Origin of the sequence: Nonomuraea sp. K271 (assembly GCF_009908215.1) — a bacterium.
GTDB classification, from domain to species: Bacteria; Actinomycetota; Actinomycetes; order Streptosporangiales; family Streptosporangiaceae; genus Nonomuraea; species Nonomuraea longispora.
In genome coordinates, this window is sequence record NZ_JAAAHR010000132.1 from 1 (window position 1) to 16,956 (window position 16,956).

Here is a 16,956-nt window from a genome sequence, read left to right on the forward strand (position 1 = left end):
CCTGTTCGCACACTGGGCTTACATGACCGAGTTCTGACGGACTGGATGAGACGAGCGGAGTGACGAGAGATCGTCACGCTCCGTTCTGTGGGAGCCCGGAGGTGAGACTCCTCCGGGCCACCCGGCGTGTCGAGTGGCCGAGTAAGGGCGCCCCAGTGCGGAGATGACAAACGCGACCCCTGATGATCGTTGGGTGTCTACGCCAGTCGATCAAGAACAGGGGCCGCGTTCGCGTGCCATCATCCCCGATCAACGTGCTCGCCCGCCACCTGGAGCACGTCACCTTCTCCGACCCACCCATCGACCCGCTCGATCTGCCCGCTCTGGCCGAGGTCCTGGATACCGTGCCCGACCCGCGCGACCGCCGCGGACGCCGTTACCGGCTCGGCCCGCTGCTGGCGTTATCCCTGCTCGCCGTCCTTGGTGGAGCAACCTCCCTGGCAAAGATCACCCGAGTCATCGCCGAATACGATCCACGCCTTCGCGCCCGGGCCGGTCTGCCCGGCACGCCCCGGCTGGCCGCCAGTACCCTGGGACGCCTGCTCGCGCGCCTGGACGACGACGCCTTCGACACCGCGATCTGCGGCTACCTGGCCTCACTCACCGCCTGCGCCACGCCCTCACACCAGGGCTCACTCACCGGCTTGGCCGTGGACGGCAAGACCCTGCGCGGCAGCCGCACCCCCAACGGCACCGCGGTGCACCTGCTGGCCGCCACCCGCCACGACACCCAGACCGTCGTGGCCCAGCGACAGATCGAGGCCAAGAGCAACGAGATCCCCACATTCACACCCCTGCTGTCCAGACTGGACCTCACCCACATGGTGATCACCGCCGACGCCTTGCACACCCAGCACGAGCACGCCCGCCACCTCATCGCCGCCGGCGGCCACTACCTGTTCATCGTCAAAGGCAACCAGCCCACCCTGCAACGCCGGCTCAAGGCCCTGCCCTGGCGCGAAGCGGTCCTCAACGACCGCACCGACGAACAAGGCCACGCGCTGGAACTCGCCGCCGGACAGGCGGTGCGGGCGGTGCCGTTCGCCTTGAGATGCTCGGCTGGTACGAAGCACCCCAGATCCGTGCGGGCTGACTGAACACTCCGGGCGTGAATGGGAAGCCGACACTACGCCAGATCGACCTACTGTGCCGGCCCGGGTCAAGGTCTGCGGATGATGCGGCCGGACTGGATGACGTATTTCGGTGGACGGGTGCCGATGATTTCGGGGTCCTCGGCGGCATCACCCTCATAGATCACGAGATCGGCCAGCTTGCCCGGCTCGATCGTGCCGACCCTGTCGGAGATGCGCAGGAGTTCGGCATTGACGCGTGTGGCCGACTCAATGGCGTTGGCGAGGCCGATCTCCTTGGCCATCAGGTAGATCTGGCGGGCCCTGGTGCGCTGCTCAGTACCGATGAGGTCGGCGCCGGAGCCGAGCGATACCCCCAGGTCGTGCAGCGCTCGGGAGCATGCACCGACGCGTCGGGCTCTCACTGAAACTCGGGCGGACGCTGGTCATGGTTGGCGTGATCGGTCTGGTTTCGATGGTGGCCTACTTTGCCGACCTCATCTCCGGGGCCAACGTCCTCGTCGGCCTCATCGAATGCGGCGCCGTCCATCCGTTCCTGCTCGGCCTTAGCTGCGCGGGAGTTGCCATCTGGCATGGGTGTAGCTCCGTAGTGACTGGTTTGATCAAGCGCTGAGGGTGTGTTCGTCCTGGTGACGGCGGTGGTGGACACGCTGGTTCTCGCGCTCGACGTGGAAGATCCAGTACTGATCGAGATCGTTGTTGGCGATCAGGGCACGGAGCTTCAAGATGGCCTCGGCCCCCGCCAGTCCCCACCGGTCCGGTGATGTCCAGACGGTCGCCGATGTCAATCCCCTCAAAGCGTGGAGACGGTTCTATGCCACAGCGGCCCTCAGCAGGGCCGTTGATGCTTGCCGCTTCTCGATCATGTGACGCTCGAATGTGACAGGCGGCAGCCCGTCGTTGGCGCTGTGTCTGCGCTTGACGTTGTAGAAGTCCGCGATCCAGGTCGCGATCTTCAACCGGGCCTCCGCTCGGGTGCGGAAGCGGTGCCGGTATACGAACTCGACCTTCAGGGTGCTGTTGAGCGACTCGGCGGCTCCGTTGTCGAGCGCGCACCCGACCCGGCCCATCGACTGCACTACCCCGTGCTTGCGGCATTCGGCCTGGTAGCGGGCAGCTGTGTACTCCGAGCCGCGATCCGAATGGAAGATCACCCCATCCACGTCACCACCGCGCGTGACCACGGCCATCTGCAGCGAGGCGACCGTCAGCGCCGCGTCATGGTGCTCCGACATGGCGTAGCCGAGCAGCCGGCGAGAGAACAAGTCCTCGACCGAGGCCAAGTACAGCGGCCCCTCATCGGTGCGGATCATCGTGACATCGCCGACCCACAGCACGTCTGCAGCGATTGCGGTGAACTTCCGGCGCACCAGATCCGGCGCGGCCGGCCGCTTGCCCTGCCGGGTCAGCGAACGCGGCTTCTTCGGCCCGCGGCCGGCCAAACCGAGTTCGGCCATCCGCTTGGCCACGGTGTTCTCCGACAGCTTCCAGCCCTCCGCCCTCAAATCTTGGGCGATGCGGGGCGACCCGTAGGTGCCACCAGAGGCGGCAAAAAGCCGTTTGATCTCCTCATCCAGATGGGCGCGCCGCTCTTGGCGAGCTGTTGGCCCGCGATTCCTCCACTTGTAGAACCACGAGGACGAAACTCCCAGCGCACGAAAGCAGATCTTGTGGGGAACGCCAAACTCGGTCCTCTGGGACTCGATGAACTCCACCACGGCTATCGGTTCAGCGAGTCCTTGACCCATAGGACCACGGATCGTTTGAGGACTGTGAGACTGAAGAGGTACCGTCCGCCACGCCAGGGTCTGACCCAGTTTGAGACTGGCCACCTGTGCCTTGGTGATGACCTGTCGCCCTGGCCCGGGCGGTACCGCCGGAGCAGGCGCGGATGTGTCCCCATAGGGGCCTCGCAATGTGCATCATCACAGTCCTGACCTCCTCGCCCGGCCGGTGACCACCACATCCCCGACCCTTCGAGGAGACCAGTGACTGCCTCCACCGACGACCACACCGACGCAGCCGACGTCGAGGCGCGAGAGGAGATCGTGCTCGGCGTGGATACTCATGCCGACATGCACGTCGCAGCAGTGATCACCGTCATGGGCGTGCTGATGGGCACCCAGGCGTTCCCGGCCACCGCCGACGGTTACGCGGCGCTGCTGAGCTGGGCGAGCGGACACGGCCGGCTGCGGCGGGCGGGGGTCGAGGGCACCAGCTCGCACGGCACCGCGCTCAACCGCTACCTCCGCCGCCATGACCTGCGGGTTCTGGAGGTCAACCGGCCCGACCGGGCCCGCCGGCGACGGCGCGGCAAGACCGACGCCATCGACGCCGAGAACGCCGCTCGAGCGGTGCTGTCGCAGGAGGCCGCCGCCATCGCCAAGACCGGCGACGGCCCCGTTGAGATGATCCGGATGCTCAAAGTCGCTAGAGACTCGGCGGTCAAGGCCCGTACCCAGGCCATCAACCAGCTGCGGGCCGTCCTGATGCGAGCGGATTCGGCACTGCGCGACGCGCTGGCCGGTCTGGGCTCGGTCACCCTCATCCGCACCTGCGCAGATCTGCCCGCCGCCGAGCACCGCACCATCGACGACGCGGCCCGTGGCGTGCTGCGCATGCTCGCCCGCCGCATCCTGGCCCTGACCGAAGAGGCCCGCGCGCACGAGCGAACGCTGGTGGCGATCATCACCGAATGCGCGCCGAAACTGCTCCAGCAGTACGGGATCGGGCCGGACACCGCCGCCGCGCTGCTCATCACCGCCGGCGACAACCCCGACCGGCTCGGCAGCGAAGCCGCCTTCGCCGCCCTATGCGGCGTCAACCCGATCGAGGCCTCCTCCGGCAAGACCGTCCGGCACCGGCTCAACCGTGGCGGCGACCGGCGCAGCAACAGCGCCCTCTACACCATCGTCGTGACCCGCCTCGGCCGCGATGCGCGCACCCGCGCCTACGCCGAACGCCGCACCACCGAGGGCAAATCCAAGAAAGAGATCATCCGCTGCCTCAAGCGCTACGTCGCCCGCGAAGTCTTCCCTGCTCGAACGGGTCGAGTCACGCCCGATCACGGAGCGGGCAGACGGGCATGTTGGGCTAAGATCGGCCCTACGCTGACAGCGGGGTGGCGATCGTCGATTGACGGCGAACGCCCGCTGCGAGGGCGCGGATGAGGAGTGGGCCGAGCACCCAATAGGGGAGTGAGGTGACGATACCGGGGAATCCGAGGTCTCCGGAGATCAGTGCGTAGAGGGCATGGCTGATGGCATTGCCCATGACCCCCATGATGGCGAAGAACCAGACGATCAGCATCGGCACCCTCAGGCCCTTGTGCATGGCCAGACCGCAAAGGACGAAGGCGGCGTACGGGATCATGTTGAGCCACACGAAGAGGTCTTGGTGGTCGATGCCCAGGGAGGGGAAGGCTCGCGGAGCCGCATCGAAGATCTCCGCTGTCCAGCGCGGGTAGAACCCGCCCATGAACTCCTCGGCGAAGTGCAGGAACTGCCAGGCGAGTGCGGCCGAGTAGATGGGCAGGATTCGGTCGGGGTCGTACGGGCGGCGGTTGGTGGTCGCCAGATGGCAGCCGTAGGCGATGACCATGGCGGGGATGAAAGTCCACCACATGGCGGCGCCTGCGGAGATGAGTGCGAACACGGTGATCAAAACGCCGGCCAGCAGGCCGGCCACGACCGCGTCTCTGCGCTGTGCAGACATGGACGTATCCTTTCTGATGCGCTGCCATGTCATGGTTCGTCAGCCAGGTGGCAGCGATGGATGAGAACTCCGCGTTGCGGAGAGGCCGCGTCCAGATGGTTGCCGCCGTCTGGACGCGGCCGGGCTCAGGTCGACCGACTCCCTTCTGCCGGACCGGTGCAGGTCAAGAAGAAAGCGACGTGATCTTCTGCCCACCGCGTGGCGCGGGCGAGGTCTTCGTCGGTGGCGTCCGCTCGCAGGTAGAGGAACCGGGGCACTTGCAGGGGGGCGAAGAGCTCCCACACCAACTGGCCCGCAGGCACGTCGGATCGGAGCAGCCCTGCCTCTTGCCACCGCCGGAAGGGTTCGGCCAGCAGATCGCGGGAGCTCTCGATCGCCTGCGCCAGGCCCCGAATGCCTTCTCCTCCGGTCCCCTCGCGGAGCATCACGCTGGCGAACAGGCGTGCCCGCCTGCTTGCCCAGCGGGAGAAGACCTGGTTCACCACCTCCGGGATCGCTGCGGCGGGTCCCGCCTCGACGAGTTCGTCCATGCCGAACGGAAGGGCCTCGAGTGAGGGTGGTCCGGCCTCGGTGAACAGGACGTCATAGAGCGCCTGCTTGCCGCTGAAGTGCGCGTAGATCGCGCTCTCCCGTACACCTACGGCTTCGGCGATCTGCCGCAGCGAGGTCGCCGCGTATCCCTGCCGCGCGAACAACTCCAGCGCGGCCTCGACCAGTCGGTCCCGGGTCGGCGGGGCCGCGCTCTTGGGCGGTCGGCCACGGCGACGCGCTGGAGAGCCACCTCTCATGGCAAGAAATTTAATGACTGACCATTAAATTATCAAGACCCAGCGGGAAGCCGATGGATCAGATCGTTGCGCTTGGCACCGGCCATGACCGGGCGCCGGTCGGCGAGCAGGGCCGGAGTTCACCCTTCGTTGCGATCCCTCCAGGGTGATGACCGACCCCGTACCGTCGCACCCAACGGGGAGCCCAGCTCGGACTACCCACGCGGGAACGGCAACCTGGGAATGTCCCACGGCACCGCACCGTCATCGCCGCTGGTCGGCCGATGGCACCTGGCAGATGCTGCTGACCGCGATCCAGACCGGACAAGACGCCGAAGGGCGGGTCGACTGGGACATCGCCGTGGACTCCACCACCGTCCGGGCGCACCAGCACGCCGCCGGTGCCCCCCGCACTCCGCCCTCACCGCCTCCCGTGCCGGGGCGGCAAAAGGGGGACGCCGCGGGGACAAACCGGGGCGATCCGGTGCCGGCCGCGCTGGCCGCCCGGCTGGCGGAGGTGGTCAGGCCGGGGAGTGCTTAGGCCGTTCCCGTGGAGGCTTCACCACCAAGATCCACCTGTCCGCGGACGGCCGCTGCCGGGCGTTGTCACTGGTGCTGACGCCGGGCCAGTACGGCGACAGCCCTCAGTTCCGCAGGGTGCTCAAGGCCTGACCTCGTCCGAGGTCCTCTGCTCAGCGTCAGATTCGATGAGAATGTGATCTATGCAGCCCGCGCTGCCGCTATCGGGGTGCAGCCTTCCCGACTTCCTGAGCCGCCACGGACTGTATTCCGGGGACCGTCCTGTGCCGGTCGACGGCCGTGGAAGGGCCGGTCCAGGACATTGGCCCCACCGGCTCAGTGTGAGGGCTGGAAACGGCGGAAGAAGAAGCGTTCGCCGGCGCCGGGCAGGAAGGTGGAATGGACGCCGAAGACCATCCACATGTCCATCGGCGCCCCGGCCTCCATCACGTCGAAGCCTTGCCGGCGGTAGAAGGCGCTCCACCCGGGCGTGGGCGGCATCGCGCCGTACAGCAGCAAGTAGCCACAGTGGACGTAGACCTGCCTGCAGCGCTTGAGCAGCGCCGCGCCGATCCCACGGCGGCGTTCGGTCTCTGCCACGGCCACCGCCTTGATCTTCGCCAGACCGATCGCGCCGAGCAGCACCACCTTCTGCACCTCGCGCCGATCAGCGCGAGCCGGAATGAGCTGCAGGTGATCCTCAGCTACGTTGATGGGCGGGTAGGCGATCAACGTGCCGATGATCCCGCGGTCGCGATGCTCGGCCACCAGCACGAGCGCGGCATGCAGGTAGGCCTGCAGCGGATCGTCCAGGTGGCGGGCGAACTGCTCGGCTAAATACCGGTGAAAGGCGCCAGCACCGCCGCGCAACCCGCTGCGCAGGGCAGCTCCCGCGATGTCGGCCGTCACCGCGTCCCGCAGCACGTCCTCCAGCCGGACGCCGGCGGCCAGCGGCACTAACTCGGTAATAGCTGGCAGGTCAGTGGCCCGAGCTTGCCGAATGCGGACACCGGCAGTGTCAGACCAGCCGTTGATCAGATTCTGCTCGCTCAACCTTTCGGGCTTCTTGCGTGCCCTCAACCGGTTGCCCTTGCTCACCGCGCCGCCCTTCGGACATCTGTTGCTGGGGCCCTGCTGGAGGTCTCGGCTGTCTCACACGTCTGGGGCGAGATCCGGCAGTGTGTAGGTCGGGACGTCGGACCCGCGCTTGGTGAACCGCTCGGCCCACATGGCGACGTCACCGGCATCGTCGTCACCGGGATCGGGATCGCCGGCCACCTGCTGCGCCTCTTCCGCGCTGCTGTGAAGAGCCTGGGTGAAGTCGCGCAGCGCGGCCACACAGTTGTAAGGGTTGCGGGCACCCGGTGTGCCCTCGCCCGGCTTGGTGGCCTTGACCGCATCCCACATGGCGTCGGCATACAGCCACAGCGCTCGGCGGGCACGCTCCTGCCGGGCCCGATCCACAGGGTCGAGCTGGGCCAGCAGCGCCGTGTCCAGCTCGGCCAGGTCATCGGCCAGATCAATCAGGTTGTCTTGATGACGGGTCTCCCACTCACCGCTGTCAGTCGTCACGCCGGCGACGTTACGCCTCCGTCTGATCTACGTCCCCAGACCTGCCAAGGCGGTATGGCCGCCGACGCTGCGCCCTGGACTCCAGTAGCCGGACTGCAGGACGGGCATGGGCAGCGGCCGAGGAGACGCGATCAGGGTGCCCGGTCCCCAGTGTCCGGTCGGCCTCTTGCCGAAGTTTTGATCGTGCTATCACGGCGCTCCCCGGCGTATGCGGGTACGGCACTCGCATGAGCAAGCACACACCCATGGACAAGGAAGCCGCCGCCCGTATCCAGTCGGCCGCGGCGAAGACCCTGGGCAGCGACACCGCTCGTGATGAGTTCGATCGCCGCGCCCAGTCCGCGGGAGACAAGAACGAGGCGCGCGACAACGACGGCGATGATGGCGAGGGCCGGTCGCCGGCACTCATCGGCGCGTGACAGGACAAGGGGCGTCGTTCATGGCGGTGACCTTTCGCCCGGCGCTCGGGCAGCTCTACGATCCGATGCGCGAGCAGCTGCCCAAGGCGATGACCTGGCGGCTGTCGCCACAGGACGTGGAGCTGCTCATTGCGGTGCCAGGGCCGACGGCCGAAGAGGTCGCGGCCACACACGGGCGGCTGGGCCGGGCCCGCTTCGCTTTCATCGAGCGGCCGAATGTACTGGTGCTGTGCCACCGCTTCGGTACGGGCGGCTGGGGAGCGCAGCCGTGGCAGGCCGTACGGCAGGACCACCCGGACCTCTACCCGCCCGGCCTGCCTGCCGCTGAGCGGTTTCCCATCCACGTCTATCTCGCCGATTCCCGGACCGGGCGAGTACTCGCCCATGGCCTGACGTCCTGGCCCCAAGAGTTCGTGGCCCCGTTGCAGGAGGCGATCGAGCGGCACGTGGCCGGCCCGCAGGATGACGCCGCTGCCGGCGTTGAGCTGGAGGAGTTGCTGCAGCTCTATCCCGACAGCGGACAGCTGGTCCGCGATCGGGCCCCGTTCACCTGCACGGCGACGCTGGTTTCCGCACCGTAACCCGAGCGCAGGAGGCGCGTGGTTACTGGCGCCTGCGGCCTTGACCCGGCTGGAGCGCGCCCACCAGCACGTTCAGGCCGTACCGGCCTCTAGGAACCCCGAATTACGCGGAACGCGGGGCCATGGTGGATGCTGCAGAGCTGGGGCGTGGGCGCATTCGCGGTCATCTGCTTGACGACCTCCAGCCCCAGTAGTAGGGCCGCCGGCGACGGCTGTTGGTGTACCCCTGCCTGAACGTGGTGAGGCCGTACCGTTGAGGCTCAGCCACGCGATCAGCCGTAGAGCCCGCCGGGCGTGTCATAGAACGTGCGCGTGCCGGAGCCGATCTCGCCGTCAGTGAGCGAGGGCATCTCGTCCAGCACGAGGGGGACGGCTCCAGCCCAGAGCGAGCCGTCCTCCAAAAGCTCAGCGAGCTGGTCCCGGTCTACCTCTCTGGGACCTCCTGCACGTCCCCGCCAGCCGAAATCGGGCCGACGAGCAGCATGACCGTGTCCCGGCCTCGGGCAGCCTCAGCCCACTCCTCAGGGATGTCGACGCCGCCCAGATACAGATGCAGGGGCGTCTCTCCCTCCTCCGGCTCCGTCATGCGGACCGCCACCCACTCGGGTGTGAGACTCGACGGGTAGTTCCGAACGAGCCGCACCGACCAGCCCGGCGCGACCTCGGCCACGGCGAACAACTCGTCGAACCCGGCTTCCCGCCACACTGTCAGCTCCAGCTCGTTCAGCCACGCCACGGCGCCCTGGCCGTGGTCTTCGATGACGGCCGCTGTCACCAGCAGAGCCGCTTTCGCGGTCGCCTCTGGGCTGTCCTTGTCGAAATCCATCTCGGCCGGCAGCATGACCGGCTGGACAGTGACCGCGAACTCGCCGACCATATCTGGCCGGACGCTGGAGGGCAGCCCGGCGGCAACCGGGCCTCGAGGGATGTCGATCTGGCGCACCCAGTTCATCTTGGAGGGGACGCAGCGGGCGTGCTGTCTCTTGGAGCTGATCATGCGAGTGACGGGGGACAGGTCGGAATCGTACGCCGTGGCGATGATCTGGAGGCTGGTGTCCTCGCGGCGGGCGTCGCAGTCGTCTCCGCACCAGTCGCATTCGTACGTGGGCTTGCGGTTGGCGAGCCAGGAGCGCATGTCCTCGACGTTGTCGAGGGTGACGCCGCGCCAGCCCTCACCGCGCATGAACGCCTTCACGTCGTCGGAGAGTACGTAGCGCAGTCCGCTATCGAGACGCTCCCAGGCGTCCCGAATGTAGGCGAGGGCGTTCTGGTAGCTCTCGCCGGTGGCTTCCTGGCGGCGCCGGGCGGTTCTGCTCGGGCCGGTCGTTCCTGGTCATCTCGGTCCAGTCTGGCGGCGGCCCCTGCCCACGCTCACGGCCCCGCCTGGTCCAGAGACACGTACGCGTCCGCGTAAATCACCAGAATGGGAGGGAGTACCTCGCTGCTCGTCGTCGCCGCTACCCCGATTTGTGCTGTCCCTGCGTGGGCGGGACGGCTCGGGATCCCCGCCGTGCGGGGGCTGGAGCCTCAGCAGTGGCGACAATACACCGGACGGCGGCAAAAGGCAGCGGCCCCACCGGGATCGGTGGAGCCGCCTTCAGCAGTGCGACCTATGAGTCCGAGTCGGCGGGTGTCTCGCCGGGGCGAGCGGCACGCGCGGACCCGACCTCCTTCCCGGGACCCGCCAGCCGTGAGCGCCACGCCGGGCTACCATGACCGGTATGACCGCTCCCCAGCACCGCGCGCACCTCACCGACCGCGTCCAACGGCTGGAGTCATGGGCGTTCGCCGCCGGCGCCGACATCAAAGCGGCCGTGGAGCAGCTGCCGGGCACGATCCGGCAGGAAATCCTCGACTACACCTCGCCGGTCCTCGGGGAGATCATGGCAGGCCGCGCTACCCTCGCCACGCGCCAGGACGTGGACGACCTGAAGCAGGAGATGAGCAGCCGCTTCGCGAGCATGGACGCCAAGCTCGACCAGATCCTCGCCGCGCTCGGCGGCGCGGACGACCAGCCGCGGGCCTGACCAGGTCTCCACGCCGGCCCGTGCTACGGCGCCGGAGGCACGTTCAGCGGTTCGTTGGAGCAGCCCGCCGCCAGCTCGGACAGGACGGCTTTCTCGGCGGTGTCGGCCGCGAGTCGCCACCGAAGTTTCACCGTCAGCCAGTCGGCCGCGTACCGGCAGCGCGCCCTCGTACGGGGGAAGCCATTCGGCGGGGTCCTGGTCGGCCTTGGACCGGTTGGTGCGGGCGGTGACGGCGACCAGAGCGCGAGCTTCGTCAAGGTCGTTGGCGTACGCCCGCCGCTGGTCCGCGGTCCAGGCAGACGCGCCGGAGTCCCAGCTTTCTGCAAGCGGCACTACGTGGTCCACGTCAAGGCGGGAAGCGTCCGTCACGGTGACGTCGTCGTAGTACGAGCGCCACGCGCCGCCGCTGATCTTGCAGTCGGTGTCGACCTGGGGCGGCTCGATCGCTTCTGCGATGAGGACTTCCTGGCGGGTGTTGCAGCCGTTACGGTCGCTGTCGATCCAGTGCCGGAACGCGCTGCGGGTGTAACCGGCGCGGGACTCGCCGGCGGTGGGCAGGAGGCTGACGGCGTCGTGGAGCATGACGACGTCAGCCGGCGCCGCCGCGGCGGTTGCCGCTACGGCGGTGACGACGCTGGCGACTGCGGTCGCTGTCAGGATGCGGACTGGGGAGAACGGCATGAACTGCCTCCAGCGACTACGAAGCGTTGGGATTGTTAACGCAAAGTAGTTGACGGGAATTGGCGGAGCTGTAGCCGAACGGTGACATTACGCAACCAGTCCGCGAGGGCTCAGTCCTGCCACTACACCACAGACACCCGGCCTGTGACGTCCACACCTGCGCCCAGCCGGGCCGACGCGAACCACAACGGGCTCGAGCAGGATGCCGAGCAGCTCCCGCTGTACCGACAGGTCCGCGCCCCGCCCATCAGCTCTCCAGACTGTCCCGGCCTCGTTCGACGAACGAGGCGCCCTGCCGTTGGGCGAGCGCCAGCAGCAGGTCTGGCGCCGGGGCGGGAGGCGGACAGCTGCTCTACCAGCTCTCGACCACCACGGCCAGCGCCAGGACACGCGCCGCGACCCGCACCGACGCGCACCCGTCCGCGGCGCACACGTACTGCACGACCCCGCCGGCCATGTCGATCTGCAGCTCATCGCCGCAGCTGCCGCGATGAGCGAGGCCGGCGAAGATCCGATCCGCGCGCCATCCGTACTCGGCGGGGCTCTCCCCATAGGTCGACGCCGCCGCCCACATCCGCGCCGCCTCCTGGATGCAGCTTGCCCATGTCGTACGCCTGCGCCACTTTTTCGGCGTGGTCGTCCACGTCCACGGCCCGGCTGGGCACTCTGGCGGATTACGGCTCGAACAGGACGGGATAAGTCCGGCGCGATAACGCGATCTTCTGGATCACCGCAGGTCGGGCTGCTCGATTCGGACTCTTGTGTCAACCGCCGCTGTCCTCCGAGCTGGCGGACCCAGGGTCCGTGTCCCGCCGTATCCCGTCACGGATCCGGGGTATTTTCCGCGCCCGTACGCCCTCCGATCCGAGTGGACAGCCACGGCCGCTGGGTCGACGGCTCCGCCAGGTAAACCGTTGGACGGAGAACGCGATGCACGAGGTGGGCATGAAGGCCCGGTACTCGGGGTGTTCCGGCAGCTATGTGATGAGGTCCTGCTCTTTGGCCGCGGAGTCCTGCGCCTTCCACCGCTGGATCGTCTCCCGGGCATAGATACAGATGACGACTCCTATCACGGCCTTGACCAGGAAGAGGGACAAGATCAAGGCCCCCTGCCCCCAGCGCTGGTACATAGTGACGATCAGGAACACCGCGATGACCGCGCATGCCACGGCCAGAACGGGAAGGCCCACCTTCCAGGCCAGGGTCTTGATGTCCATGGTCGTTGCCCCCTGGAGGACTCCGATGCCGTGGCCCCATCTTCCGGCTTGGACTACGGCATCGGCAGGTGATTCAGGACCTTCTGGCCGCGAGGCCACCTTGTAGACCCGCTACTCCGCGGTCGTCACCCGCTGGACCAGCAAGGTCAGTTAGTGACGAGATCGTCTACCTTCCCTTTCTCCTGCCCCGGCTGGCGGAAGTGGCCGACCGGTGGGCCAAGGGTGAGCCGCTCCGAGTCGAGGACCTGCACCCCGCTGGCGTACTACCCGGCGTACGGAGGGATTGGCCGCCAGCCGACCCACTGGACGATGTCTCGCTGGAAAGGCCGTGCAGCGTTAGGAGGGCAAGCCACGGATGAGTGTGGAGTCTCTGTCGTGGCTGCTCGGCGTGGCGTGCGCCTCCGTCCGGGCCCCACCTGTAAGGTGCGAACCTCGTTCCTCGTACGCTACGTGTCTTCCAGGAGTGACTGTGGTCGTGTCAGTACTCGTGGTTCACATCCGAGCAGTCGGTCGTGAAGAGCTTTGCTCTCGGGCAGGTGTGGGGGTGACCTGTGGCGATCAGTGACGCGGACATCTCGAGCGTCGTCTCCGCCTACCTCGGACGCTACCCGGACGAGGCCGCGCTGCTGTCTGAGCCGGTGCAACTGCTGTCTCAGGGACGGGATCTCGCCTCGCGGCGAAATTTCCCGATGCACGTGACCGTCGGCGCGCTGCTGGTTCGTGGAGGCGTGGAGGTCCTGCTTGTCGAGCACCGCGCATACGGGATCCCGTTGCAGCCCGGAGGCCACTTGGAGCCCACCGACATCTCACTGATCGACTCAGCGGTTCGGGAGTTGGCGGAAGAGACCGGGGTCGACCCTGCGCAGGTTGTCCCAGGATCGCAGAGTCCCGTCTACATCGAGTACGGCAGGGTTCCGGCACGACCGCAGAAGGGTGAGCCGGAGCACTACCACCTCGATATCGGGTACGCGTTCGTGTCGGATGCGGACATGGGGCTGATCCAGGAGTCTGAGGTGACGGGCGCCGCCTGGTATCCACTCGACGAGGCCGAGCGCCTCGTCGGACATCGCATCGCGCGAGCTGTACCGGCCCGGATCGGTTAAGGACTCCTCGCACGCTTCCGTCCGGCAGTGGCGTCAGATCACGGCGCGCCTGGAGAGGCTCCTGCGGCTGTTGTTCGTCTCGTGGGCGGACGAACAGGGGGGGTTTCACGGGCGCAGCCGCGGCGGGCGCCGGCAGAGCTGTGGTGTCCACTTACTCGAAGGATGGTTTGACGCTCCGGTCCCGGCTCCGCTTGAGCTCGAAGAAGCCCTTCGTCTCGGCGACCATGACCAGGCCGTCCCAGAGTCGGCCGGCTTCTTCGCCACGAGGGGCCTGCCTGATCACGGGGCCGAAGAAGACCGTGCCGCCGATGCGGAGAACGGGGGTCCCGACATCGAAGCCGACCTCGTTAAACGCCTCCTCGTGCGAGTCTCGGATGAGCTGATCGAACTCCTCGCTGCTGGCGGCTGCCGCCAGCGAGTCGGGCAGATTCACCTCTGCGAGAGCTTCGGTGATGACCGTGGGGTCGTCGCGACGGCTTTGGTTGTGGCACCGGGTGCCGATGGCGGTGTACAGCGGCCCGAGAATGCCGCGTCCAGCGCGATCAGCGGCGGCCGCGCAGACCCGCACCGCCCCCCAGCTCTTCTCCATCAGGTCCCGGTACTCCTGGCTGAGCCTCTCCCCCTTGCGCTGGATGAGGTTCAGGTGGGCCAGAGACATGAGCCGCCAATCGGCGTGCACCGGCCGGACCTGCTCGACCTCCAGGAGCCAGCGAGAGGTGACCCACGCCCAGGACCACTTCCCTATTGAATAGGCGTTTTGTTCCTGTTCAGGAAAGGGGCTGATGTGGCGGACTGGCGCAAGTTCTGGGTGCCCCGCGACGCGGTGCGGGGCGGTGTTCGGCGGTCGGTTCTGGAGGGCTGGGAGGACCTGCCAGCGAGGGAGCGTGAGGCGGGTGTCCGGGCGGGGGATCTGATCTTCTTATCGCCGGACTACCGGGTGGATCCGCGCCTGAGCGCGTACGCACGGGACAAGGAGTTCCGGTCCTGCACGGCAGAGACCAGGCGGAACTATGCGACGGACATCGGCCTGCTTCTGGACTTTCTGTGGAGCCGCGGCCGCGCATGGACGGAGGCGCGGGAGCAGGATCTGGAGGACTTCGAGCACTGGCGGCGGGAGGCGGAGTCCATCCGGCGGAGGATCGGCGGCACCAAGTGGGATCGCGAGCTGGCCGCGTTCATGCACCTGTTCAAGTGGGCCGTCAAGAACAAGGTCATGACGCACAACCCGGTGGCGACCAAGCAGGTGATGGGCCGCTACGGCCAGTTGGTGACCGTGCCCGAGGCACGGGCGAAGGACGCCCGGCCGAGCAACGTGCACTGGCTGACGCCGCGCACTTGGCGGCGGTGGATCGACATCGGTCTGCGCGGCCACACCAAGGACGGCGTCCCGTGGAGTTGTAAACGTACCTGCGTCTTGACAGACGAGAGAGGTACGACCCATGACTGGCAAGACGACGACCACGACCACCACGACGCCGCCGCTGCGGGCGGTGCTGTATGTCCGGATCAGTGACGACCCCGAGGGTGCGGAGAAGGGTGTGGACCGGCAGGAGGCCGACTGCCGTGCCTACGCCGAAGCGCAGGGGTTCTCGGTGGTGGAGGTGTTTCGGGAGAACGACACCTCGGCGTTCAAGCAGCGCACCATCACCCTGCCCACGGGTGAGAAGGTACGCCGGGTGGTGCGGCCGAGGTTCCGGGCGATGCTGCAACTGTTGGCTCGGCATGGTGCGGAGGCGATGATCGCCTACGACCTGGACCGGGCCGTGCGCGACCCGCGCGATCTGGAGGACCTGATCGACGCGAAGGTGCTCTATGGGTTCCGGGTGCTGTCCACCACCGGGAGCCTGCGCCTGGACTCCGACAGCGACATTGCGATGGCGCGGGTGTTGGTGGCGATGGCGAACAAGTCATCCGCGGACACCGCCCGCCGGGTCGCCAGGGCCTCGAAGCAGCAGGCGTTGGAGGGCCGCTGGCACGGCGGCCGGGCACCGTATGGCTATCGGATGGGCGACTCGACCCTCTACGTCGTGTCCGAGCACGCCGCCCTGGTCCGGGAGGCGGCCGACCGGGTGCTTGCCGGGGAGTCGTTGTATGTGATTACGCGGACGTGGAACGAGCGCGGCGAACGGACACGGAACGGGGTGGTGTGGTCGGAGAAGGCGTTGGCGATGATCCTGCGCAACCCGGCGTTGAAGGGCATCCGCATCTACCGGCCGACGTTGCCGGATGGCTCGTACGCCGTCGAGCCGGAGGTGACGGCGGAGGGGAACCCCGATCCTCGACCCAGCCACCTGGGGGCAGGTGGTCGGAGTGCTGAACGCGCGCCGGGCGCGGCGGACGACGTGGCCGGGCGGTGTGAAGCGGTCGCACCCGTTCTCCGGGCTGATCCGCTGCTCGGCGTGTGGGACGGCGATGCGCAAGCAGGGACCGCAGTACATCTGCATCAGCTACCAGCGCGGCATCTGCTCCCGCGCCATCAACGCCGTCGAGGTCACGACCCTGATCGAGGACGCGGTGTTGAGCGTGTTCGCCCGCATCGCCCTCACCCCGGACCGGACGCCCTCCCGCGGCGAGGGGGCCGAGAGCGCGCGGAAGCGCGCCGAGCTGGCCGAGTCCCTGGATACCGACCGGGCCGCGCTGGACCGCCTCGATGACGACCACTACGACGGGATCATCGACCGCACCACCTGGACGCGGCAGCGCAACCGGCTCATCGAGCGGATCGGCGCACGCCAACGCGAGTACCAAGAACGCCTGGCCCGCGTCCCCGTGGTCGAGGTGAACCTCGATCTAGGCACGGTGGCAACCGAGTGGCCCGATCGGACAGCGACGTGGCGGCACGAGGCCGCCCGTGCCGTGTTGGAGTCGGTGTTGATCCACGCCCACCCCGACGGGGTACCCAGCATCGTCGCCAAGCGCAAGACCGACACCGAGACCACCTACCGGGCCAGGCTCCGCGCACACCGCGAGGAGCTACTCGCCCGCCGGGTCGAGCTGGTCTGGCACGCCTGACCAGCGAGGCGGTCTCGGCAGGGAGCACAGGAGGCGCAGCCGTTCCCGCACACGCTGGTCGCTCACCCCCGCGGGGAGGCCCTGGCGTCGCCTGCTCGTCACGGCCAGACGCGCCCCGAACGACACGGCGACCTCGGGCTCGGTGGAAGGCTCAGCAGTGGATGCGAGAGTCGTTTGCAGGGCTGTCATGCCAAGCAGGTACGCGCCCAATTCCCACTACATGTCGCGGTCAGATCATCAGCGGACTTGGGGT

Annotated in this window: 21 protein-coding genes and 5 pseudogenes; 13 read left to right on the forward strand and 13 right to left on the reverse strand. The window is 67.8% G+C overall.

The features are described from left to right. Window positions 1-233: 233 nt before the first annotated feature. Window positions 234-1,097: an ISAs1 family transposase gene (locus tag GUY59_RS33835; RefSeq protein WP_161714830.1), complete on the forward strand. Its 864-nt coding sequence runs from the start codon at window positions 234-236 to the stop codon at window positions 1,095-1,097. Between the two features lie 62 nt (window positions 1,098-1,159). Here GUY59_RS33835 and GUY59_RS33840 read toward each other — a convergent pair whose 3' ends face one another. Further along, a complete protein-coding gene (locus tag GUY59_RS33840) occupies window positions 1,160-1,495 on the reverse strand; it encodes an amidohydrolase family protein (RefSeq protein WP_138205533.1) in 336 nt (111 codons plus the stop codon). On the opposite strand from GUY59_RS33840, the gene GUY59_RS33845 reads away from it, so the two are divergent. Continuing rightward, entirely contained in the window at window positions 1,471-1,704 is a 234-nt protein-coding gene (locus tag GUY59_RS33845) for a hypothetical protein (protein ID WP_171055539.1), read from the forward strand. The genes GUY59_RS33840 and GUY59_RS33845 overlap by 25 nt on opposite strands. Here GUY59_RS33845 and GUY59_RS49235 read toward each other — a convergent pair. Then, window positions 1,694-1,874: pseudogene (locus GUY59_RS49235) on the reverse strand (ISKra4 family transposase); the annotation flags it as partial. The gene GUY59_RS33845 and the pseudogene GUY59_RS49235 overlap by 11 nt on opposite strands. Window positions 1,875-1,903: 29 nt before the next feature. Beyond that, on the reverse strand, window positions 1,904-2,809 hold the full coding sequence (locus GUY59_RS33855; RefSeq protein ID WP_201761661.1) for an IS3 family transposase: 906 nt from the start codon (window positions 2,807-2,809) through the stop codon (window positions 1,904-1,906). 270 nt (window positions 2,810-3,079) lie between these two features. On the opposite strand from GUY59_RS33855, the gene GUY59_RS33860 reads away from it, so the two are divergent. Then, window positions 3,080-4,261, forward strand: coding sequence for an IS110 family transposase (locus GUY59_RS33860; RefSeq protein WP_252375133.1), 1,182 nt, complete (start codon window positions 3,080-3,082; stop codon window positions 4,259-4,261). On the opposite strand, the gene GUY59_RS33865 is transcribed toward GUY59_RS33860, so the two are convergent. Next, window positions 4,197-4,805 carry an HXXEE domain-containing protein gene (locus GUY59_RS33865; protein WP_138205537.1) on the reverse strand — a complete coding sequence of 203 codons (609 nt, stop codon included), beginning with the start codon at window positions 4,803-4,805 and terminating at the stop codon, window positions 4,197-4,199. The two genes, GUY59_RS33860 and GUY59_RS33865, sit on opposite strands and share 65 nt — an antisense overlap. A gap of 125 nt (window positions 4,806-4,930) precedes the next feature. After that, window positions 4,931-5,593 (reverse strand): TetR/AcrR family transcriptional regulator, encoded by a 663-nt coding sequence (locus tag GUY59_RS33870; protein ID WP_138205539.1) that lies wholly within the window; start codon window positions 5,591-5,593, stop codon window positions 4,931-4,933. A 277-nt stretch (window positions 5,594-5,870) separates the two neighbouring features. Between GUY59_RS33870 and GUY59_RS51510 the strand changes: the two genes are divergently transcribed. Next, window positions 5,871-6,113 (forward strand): transposase, encoded by a 243-nt coding sequence (locus GUY59_RS51510; RefSeq protein ID WP_138205541.1) that lies wholly within the window; start codon window positions 5,871-5,873, stop codon window positions 6,111-6,113. After that, window positions 6,107-6,235, forward strand: a pseudogene (locus tag GUY59_RS33880) (IS5/IS1182 family transposase); the annotation flags it as partial. The gene GUY59_RS51510 and the pseudogene GUY59_RS33880, both read left to right, overlap by 7 nt. A 192-nt stretch (window positions 6,236-6,427) precedes the next feature. Here GUY59_RS33880 and GUY59_RS49245 read toward each other — a convergent pair. Beyond that, entirely contained in the window at window positions 6,428-7,189 is a 762-nt protein-coding gene (locus tag GUY59_RS49245; RefSeq protein WP_138205543.1) for a GNAT family N-acetyltransferase, read from the reverse strand. 54 nt (window positions 7,190-7,243) lie between these two features. Further along, on the reverse strand, window positions 7,244-7,663 hold the full coding sequence (locus tag GUY59_RS33890; protein ID WP_138205545.1) for a hypothetical protein: 420 nt from the start codon (window positions 7,661-7,663) through the stop codon (window positions 7,244-7,246). 227 nt (window positions 7,664-7,890) lie between these two features. Here GUY59_RS33890 and GUY59_RS33895 point away from each other — a divergent pair, with 227 nt between their 5' ends. Beyond that, entirely contained in the window at window positions 7,891-8,082 is a 192-nt protein-coding gene (locus GUY59_RS33895; RefSeq protein ID WP_138205547.1) for a hypothetical protein, read from the forward strand. A 20-nt stretch (window positions 8,083-8,102) separates the two neighbouring features. After that, window positions 8,103-8,663 (forward strand): hypothetical protein, encoded by a 561-nt coding sequence (locus GUY59_RS33900; RefSeq protein WP_138205549.1) that lies wholly within the window; start codon window positions 8,103-8,105, stop codon window positions 8,661-8,663. Between the two features lie 424 nt (window positions 8,664-9,087). On the opposite strand, the gene GUY59_RS33905 is transcribed toward GUY59_RS33900, so the two are convergent. Next, complete coding sequence (locus GUY59_RS33905) at window positions 9,088-9,858, reverse strand: hypothetical protein (protein WP_138205551.1); 771 nt, start codon at window positions 9,856-9,858, stop codon at window positions 9,088-9,090. Window positions 9,859-10,384: 526 nt separating this feature from the next. Between GUY59_RS33905 and GUY59_RS33910 the strand changes: the two genes are divergently transcribed. Continuing rightward, entirely contained in the window at window positions 10,385-10,690 is a 306-nt protein-coding gene (locus tag GUY59_RS33910) for a hypothetical protein (protein ID WP_138205553.1), read from the forward strand. A 23-nt stretch (window positions 10,691-10,713) separates the two neighbouring features. Here the strand turns inward: GUY59_RS33910 and GUY59_RS49250 are convergent, their stop codons facing one another. From GUY59_RS49250 to GUY59_RS33925, 4 genes and pseudogenes are all read right to left on the reverse strand, one after another. Next, window positions 10,714-10,947 carry a hypothetical protein gene (locus GUY59_RS49250; protein WP_236667767.1) on the reverse strand — a complete coding sequence of 78 codons (234 nt, stop codon included), beginning with the start codon at window positions 10,945-10,947 and terminating at the stop codon, window positions 10,714-10,716. After that, window positions 10,937-11,371, reverse strand: a pseudogene (locus GUY59_RS49255) (GmrSD restriction endonuclease domain-containing protein); the annotation flags it as partial. The pseudogene GUY59_RS49255 and the gene GUY59_RS49250, both read right to left, overlap by 11 nt. A 352-nt stretch (window positions 11,372-11,723) precedes the next feature. After that, on the reverse strand, window positions 11,724-11,945 hold the full coding sequence (locus GUY59_RS33920; protein ID WP_138205555.1) for a hypothetical protein: 222 nt from the start codon (window positions 11,943-11,945) through the stop codon (window positions 11,724-11,726). A gap of 403 nt (window positions 11,946-12,348) precedes the next feature. Then, entirely contained in the window at window positions 12,349-12,588 is a 240-nt protein-coding gene (locus tag GUY59_RS33925) for a hypothetical protein (protein ID WP_138205557.1), read from the reverse strand. A 551-nt stretch (window positions 12,589-13,139) separates the two neighbouring features. Here GUY59_RS33925 and GUY59_RS33930 point away from each other — a divergent pair. Further along, a complete protein-coding gene (locus tag GUY59_RS33930; protein ID WP_138205559.1) occupies window positions 13,140-13,691 on the forward strand; it encodes an NUDIX hydrolase in 552 nt (183 codons plus the stop codon). A 151-nt stretch (window positions 13,692-13,842) separates the two neighbouring features. Here GUY59_RS33930 and GUY59_RS33935 read toward each other — a convergent pair whose 3' ends face one another. Then, window positions 13,843-14,475, reverse strand: coding sequence for a mycothiol-dependent nitroreductase Rv2466c family protein (locus GUY59_RS33935; protein ID WP_442939045.1), 633 nt, complete (start codon window positions 14,473-14,475; stop codon window positions 13,843-13,845). Here GUY59_RS33935 and GUY59_RS33940 point away from each other — a divergent pair, their 5' ends adjacent. The 4 genes and pseudogenes from GUY59_RS33940 to GUY59_RS50970 all read left to right on the forward strand — a co-directional run bounded on the left by GUY59_RS33940 (window position 14,476) and on the right by GUY59_RS50970 (window position 16,703). Then, the gene (locus GUY59_RS33940; RefSeq protein WP_201761663.1) at window positions 14,476-15,204 is read left to right on the forward strand and encodes a site-specific integrase; all 729 of its coding nucleotides are present in this window, start codon (window positions 14,476-14,478) and stop codon (window positions 15,202-15,204) included. After that, a pseudogene (locus GUY59_RS50960) lies at window positions 15,131-15,901 on the forward strand (recombinase family protein); the annotation flags it as partial. The gene GUY59_RS33940 and the pseudogene GUY59_RS50960, both read left to right, overlap by 74 nt. A gap of 202 nt (window positions 15,902-16,103) precedes the next feature. Then, window positions 16,104-16,148, forward strand: a pseudogene (locus tag GUY59_RS50965) (hypothetical protein); the annotation flags it as partial. Window positions 16,149-16,208: 60 nt separating this feature from the next. Continuing rightward, window positions 16,209-16,703, forward strand: a complete 495-nt coding sequence (locus GUY59_RS50970; protein WP_330849262.1) for a hypothetical protein — start codon at window positions 16,209-16,211, stop codon at window positions 16,701-16,703. Window positions 16,704-16,956 lie beyond the last annotated feature (253 nt).

Excerpts from the sequence above, each read along its gene's own strand:
- GUY59_RS33925 (WP_138205557.1), bottom strand. The coding sequence starts at position 12,588 with ATGGACATCAAGACCCTGGCCTGGAAGGTGGGCCTTCCCGTTCTGGCC.
- GUY59_RS33845 (WP_171055539.1), top strand. The coding sequence starts at position 1,471 with ATGCACCGACGCGTCGGGCTCTCACTGAAACTCGGGCGGACGCTGGTC.
- GUY59_RS33870 (WP_138205539.1), bottom strand. The coding sequence starts at position 5,593 with ATGAGAGGTGGCTCTCCAGCGCGTCGCCGTGGCCGACCGCCCAAGAGC.
- GUY59_RS33865 (WP_138205537.1), bottom strand. The coding sequence starts at position 4,805 with ATGTCTGCACAGCGCAGAGACGCGGTCGTGGCCGGCCTGCTGGCCGGC.
- GUY59_RS33895 (WP_138205547.1), top strand. The coding sequence starts at position 7,891 with ATGAGCAAGCACACACCCATGGACAAGGAAGCCGCCGCCCGTATCCAG.
- GUY59_RS33900 (WP_138205549.1), top strand. The coding sequence starts at position 8,103 with ATGGCGGTGACCTTTCGCCCGGCGCTCGGGCAGCTCTACGATCCGATG.
- GUY59_RS33920 (WP_138205555.1), bottom strand. The coding sequence starts at position 11,945 with ATGTGGGCGGCGGCGTCGACCTATGGGGAGAGCCCCGCCGAGTACGGA.
- GUY59_RS51510 (WP_138205541.1), top strand. The coding sequence starts at position 5,871 with ATGCTGCTGACCGCGATCCAGACCGGACAAGACGCCGAAGGGCGGGTC.
- GUY59_RS33910 (WP_138205553.1), top strand. The coding sequence starts at position 10,385 with ATGACCGCTCCCCAGCACCGCGCGCACCTCACCGACCGCGTCCAACGG.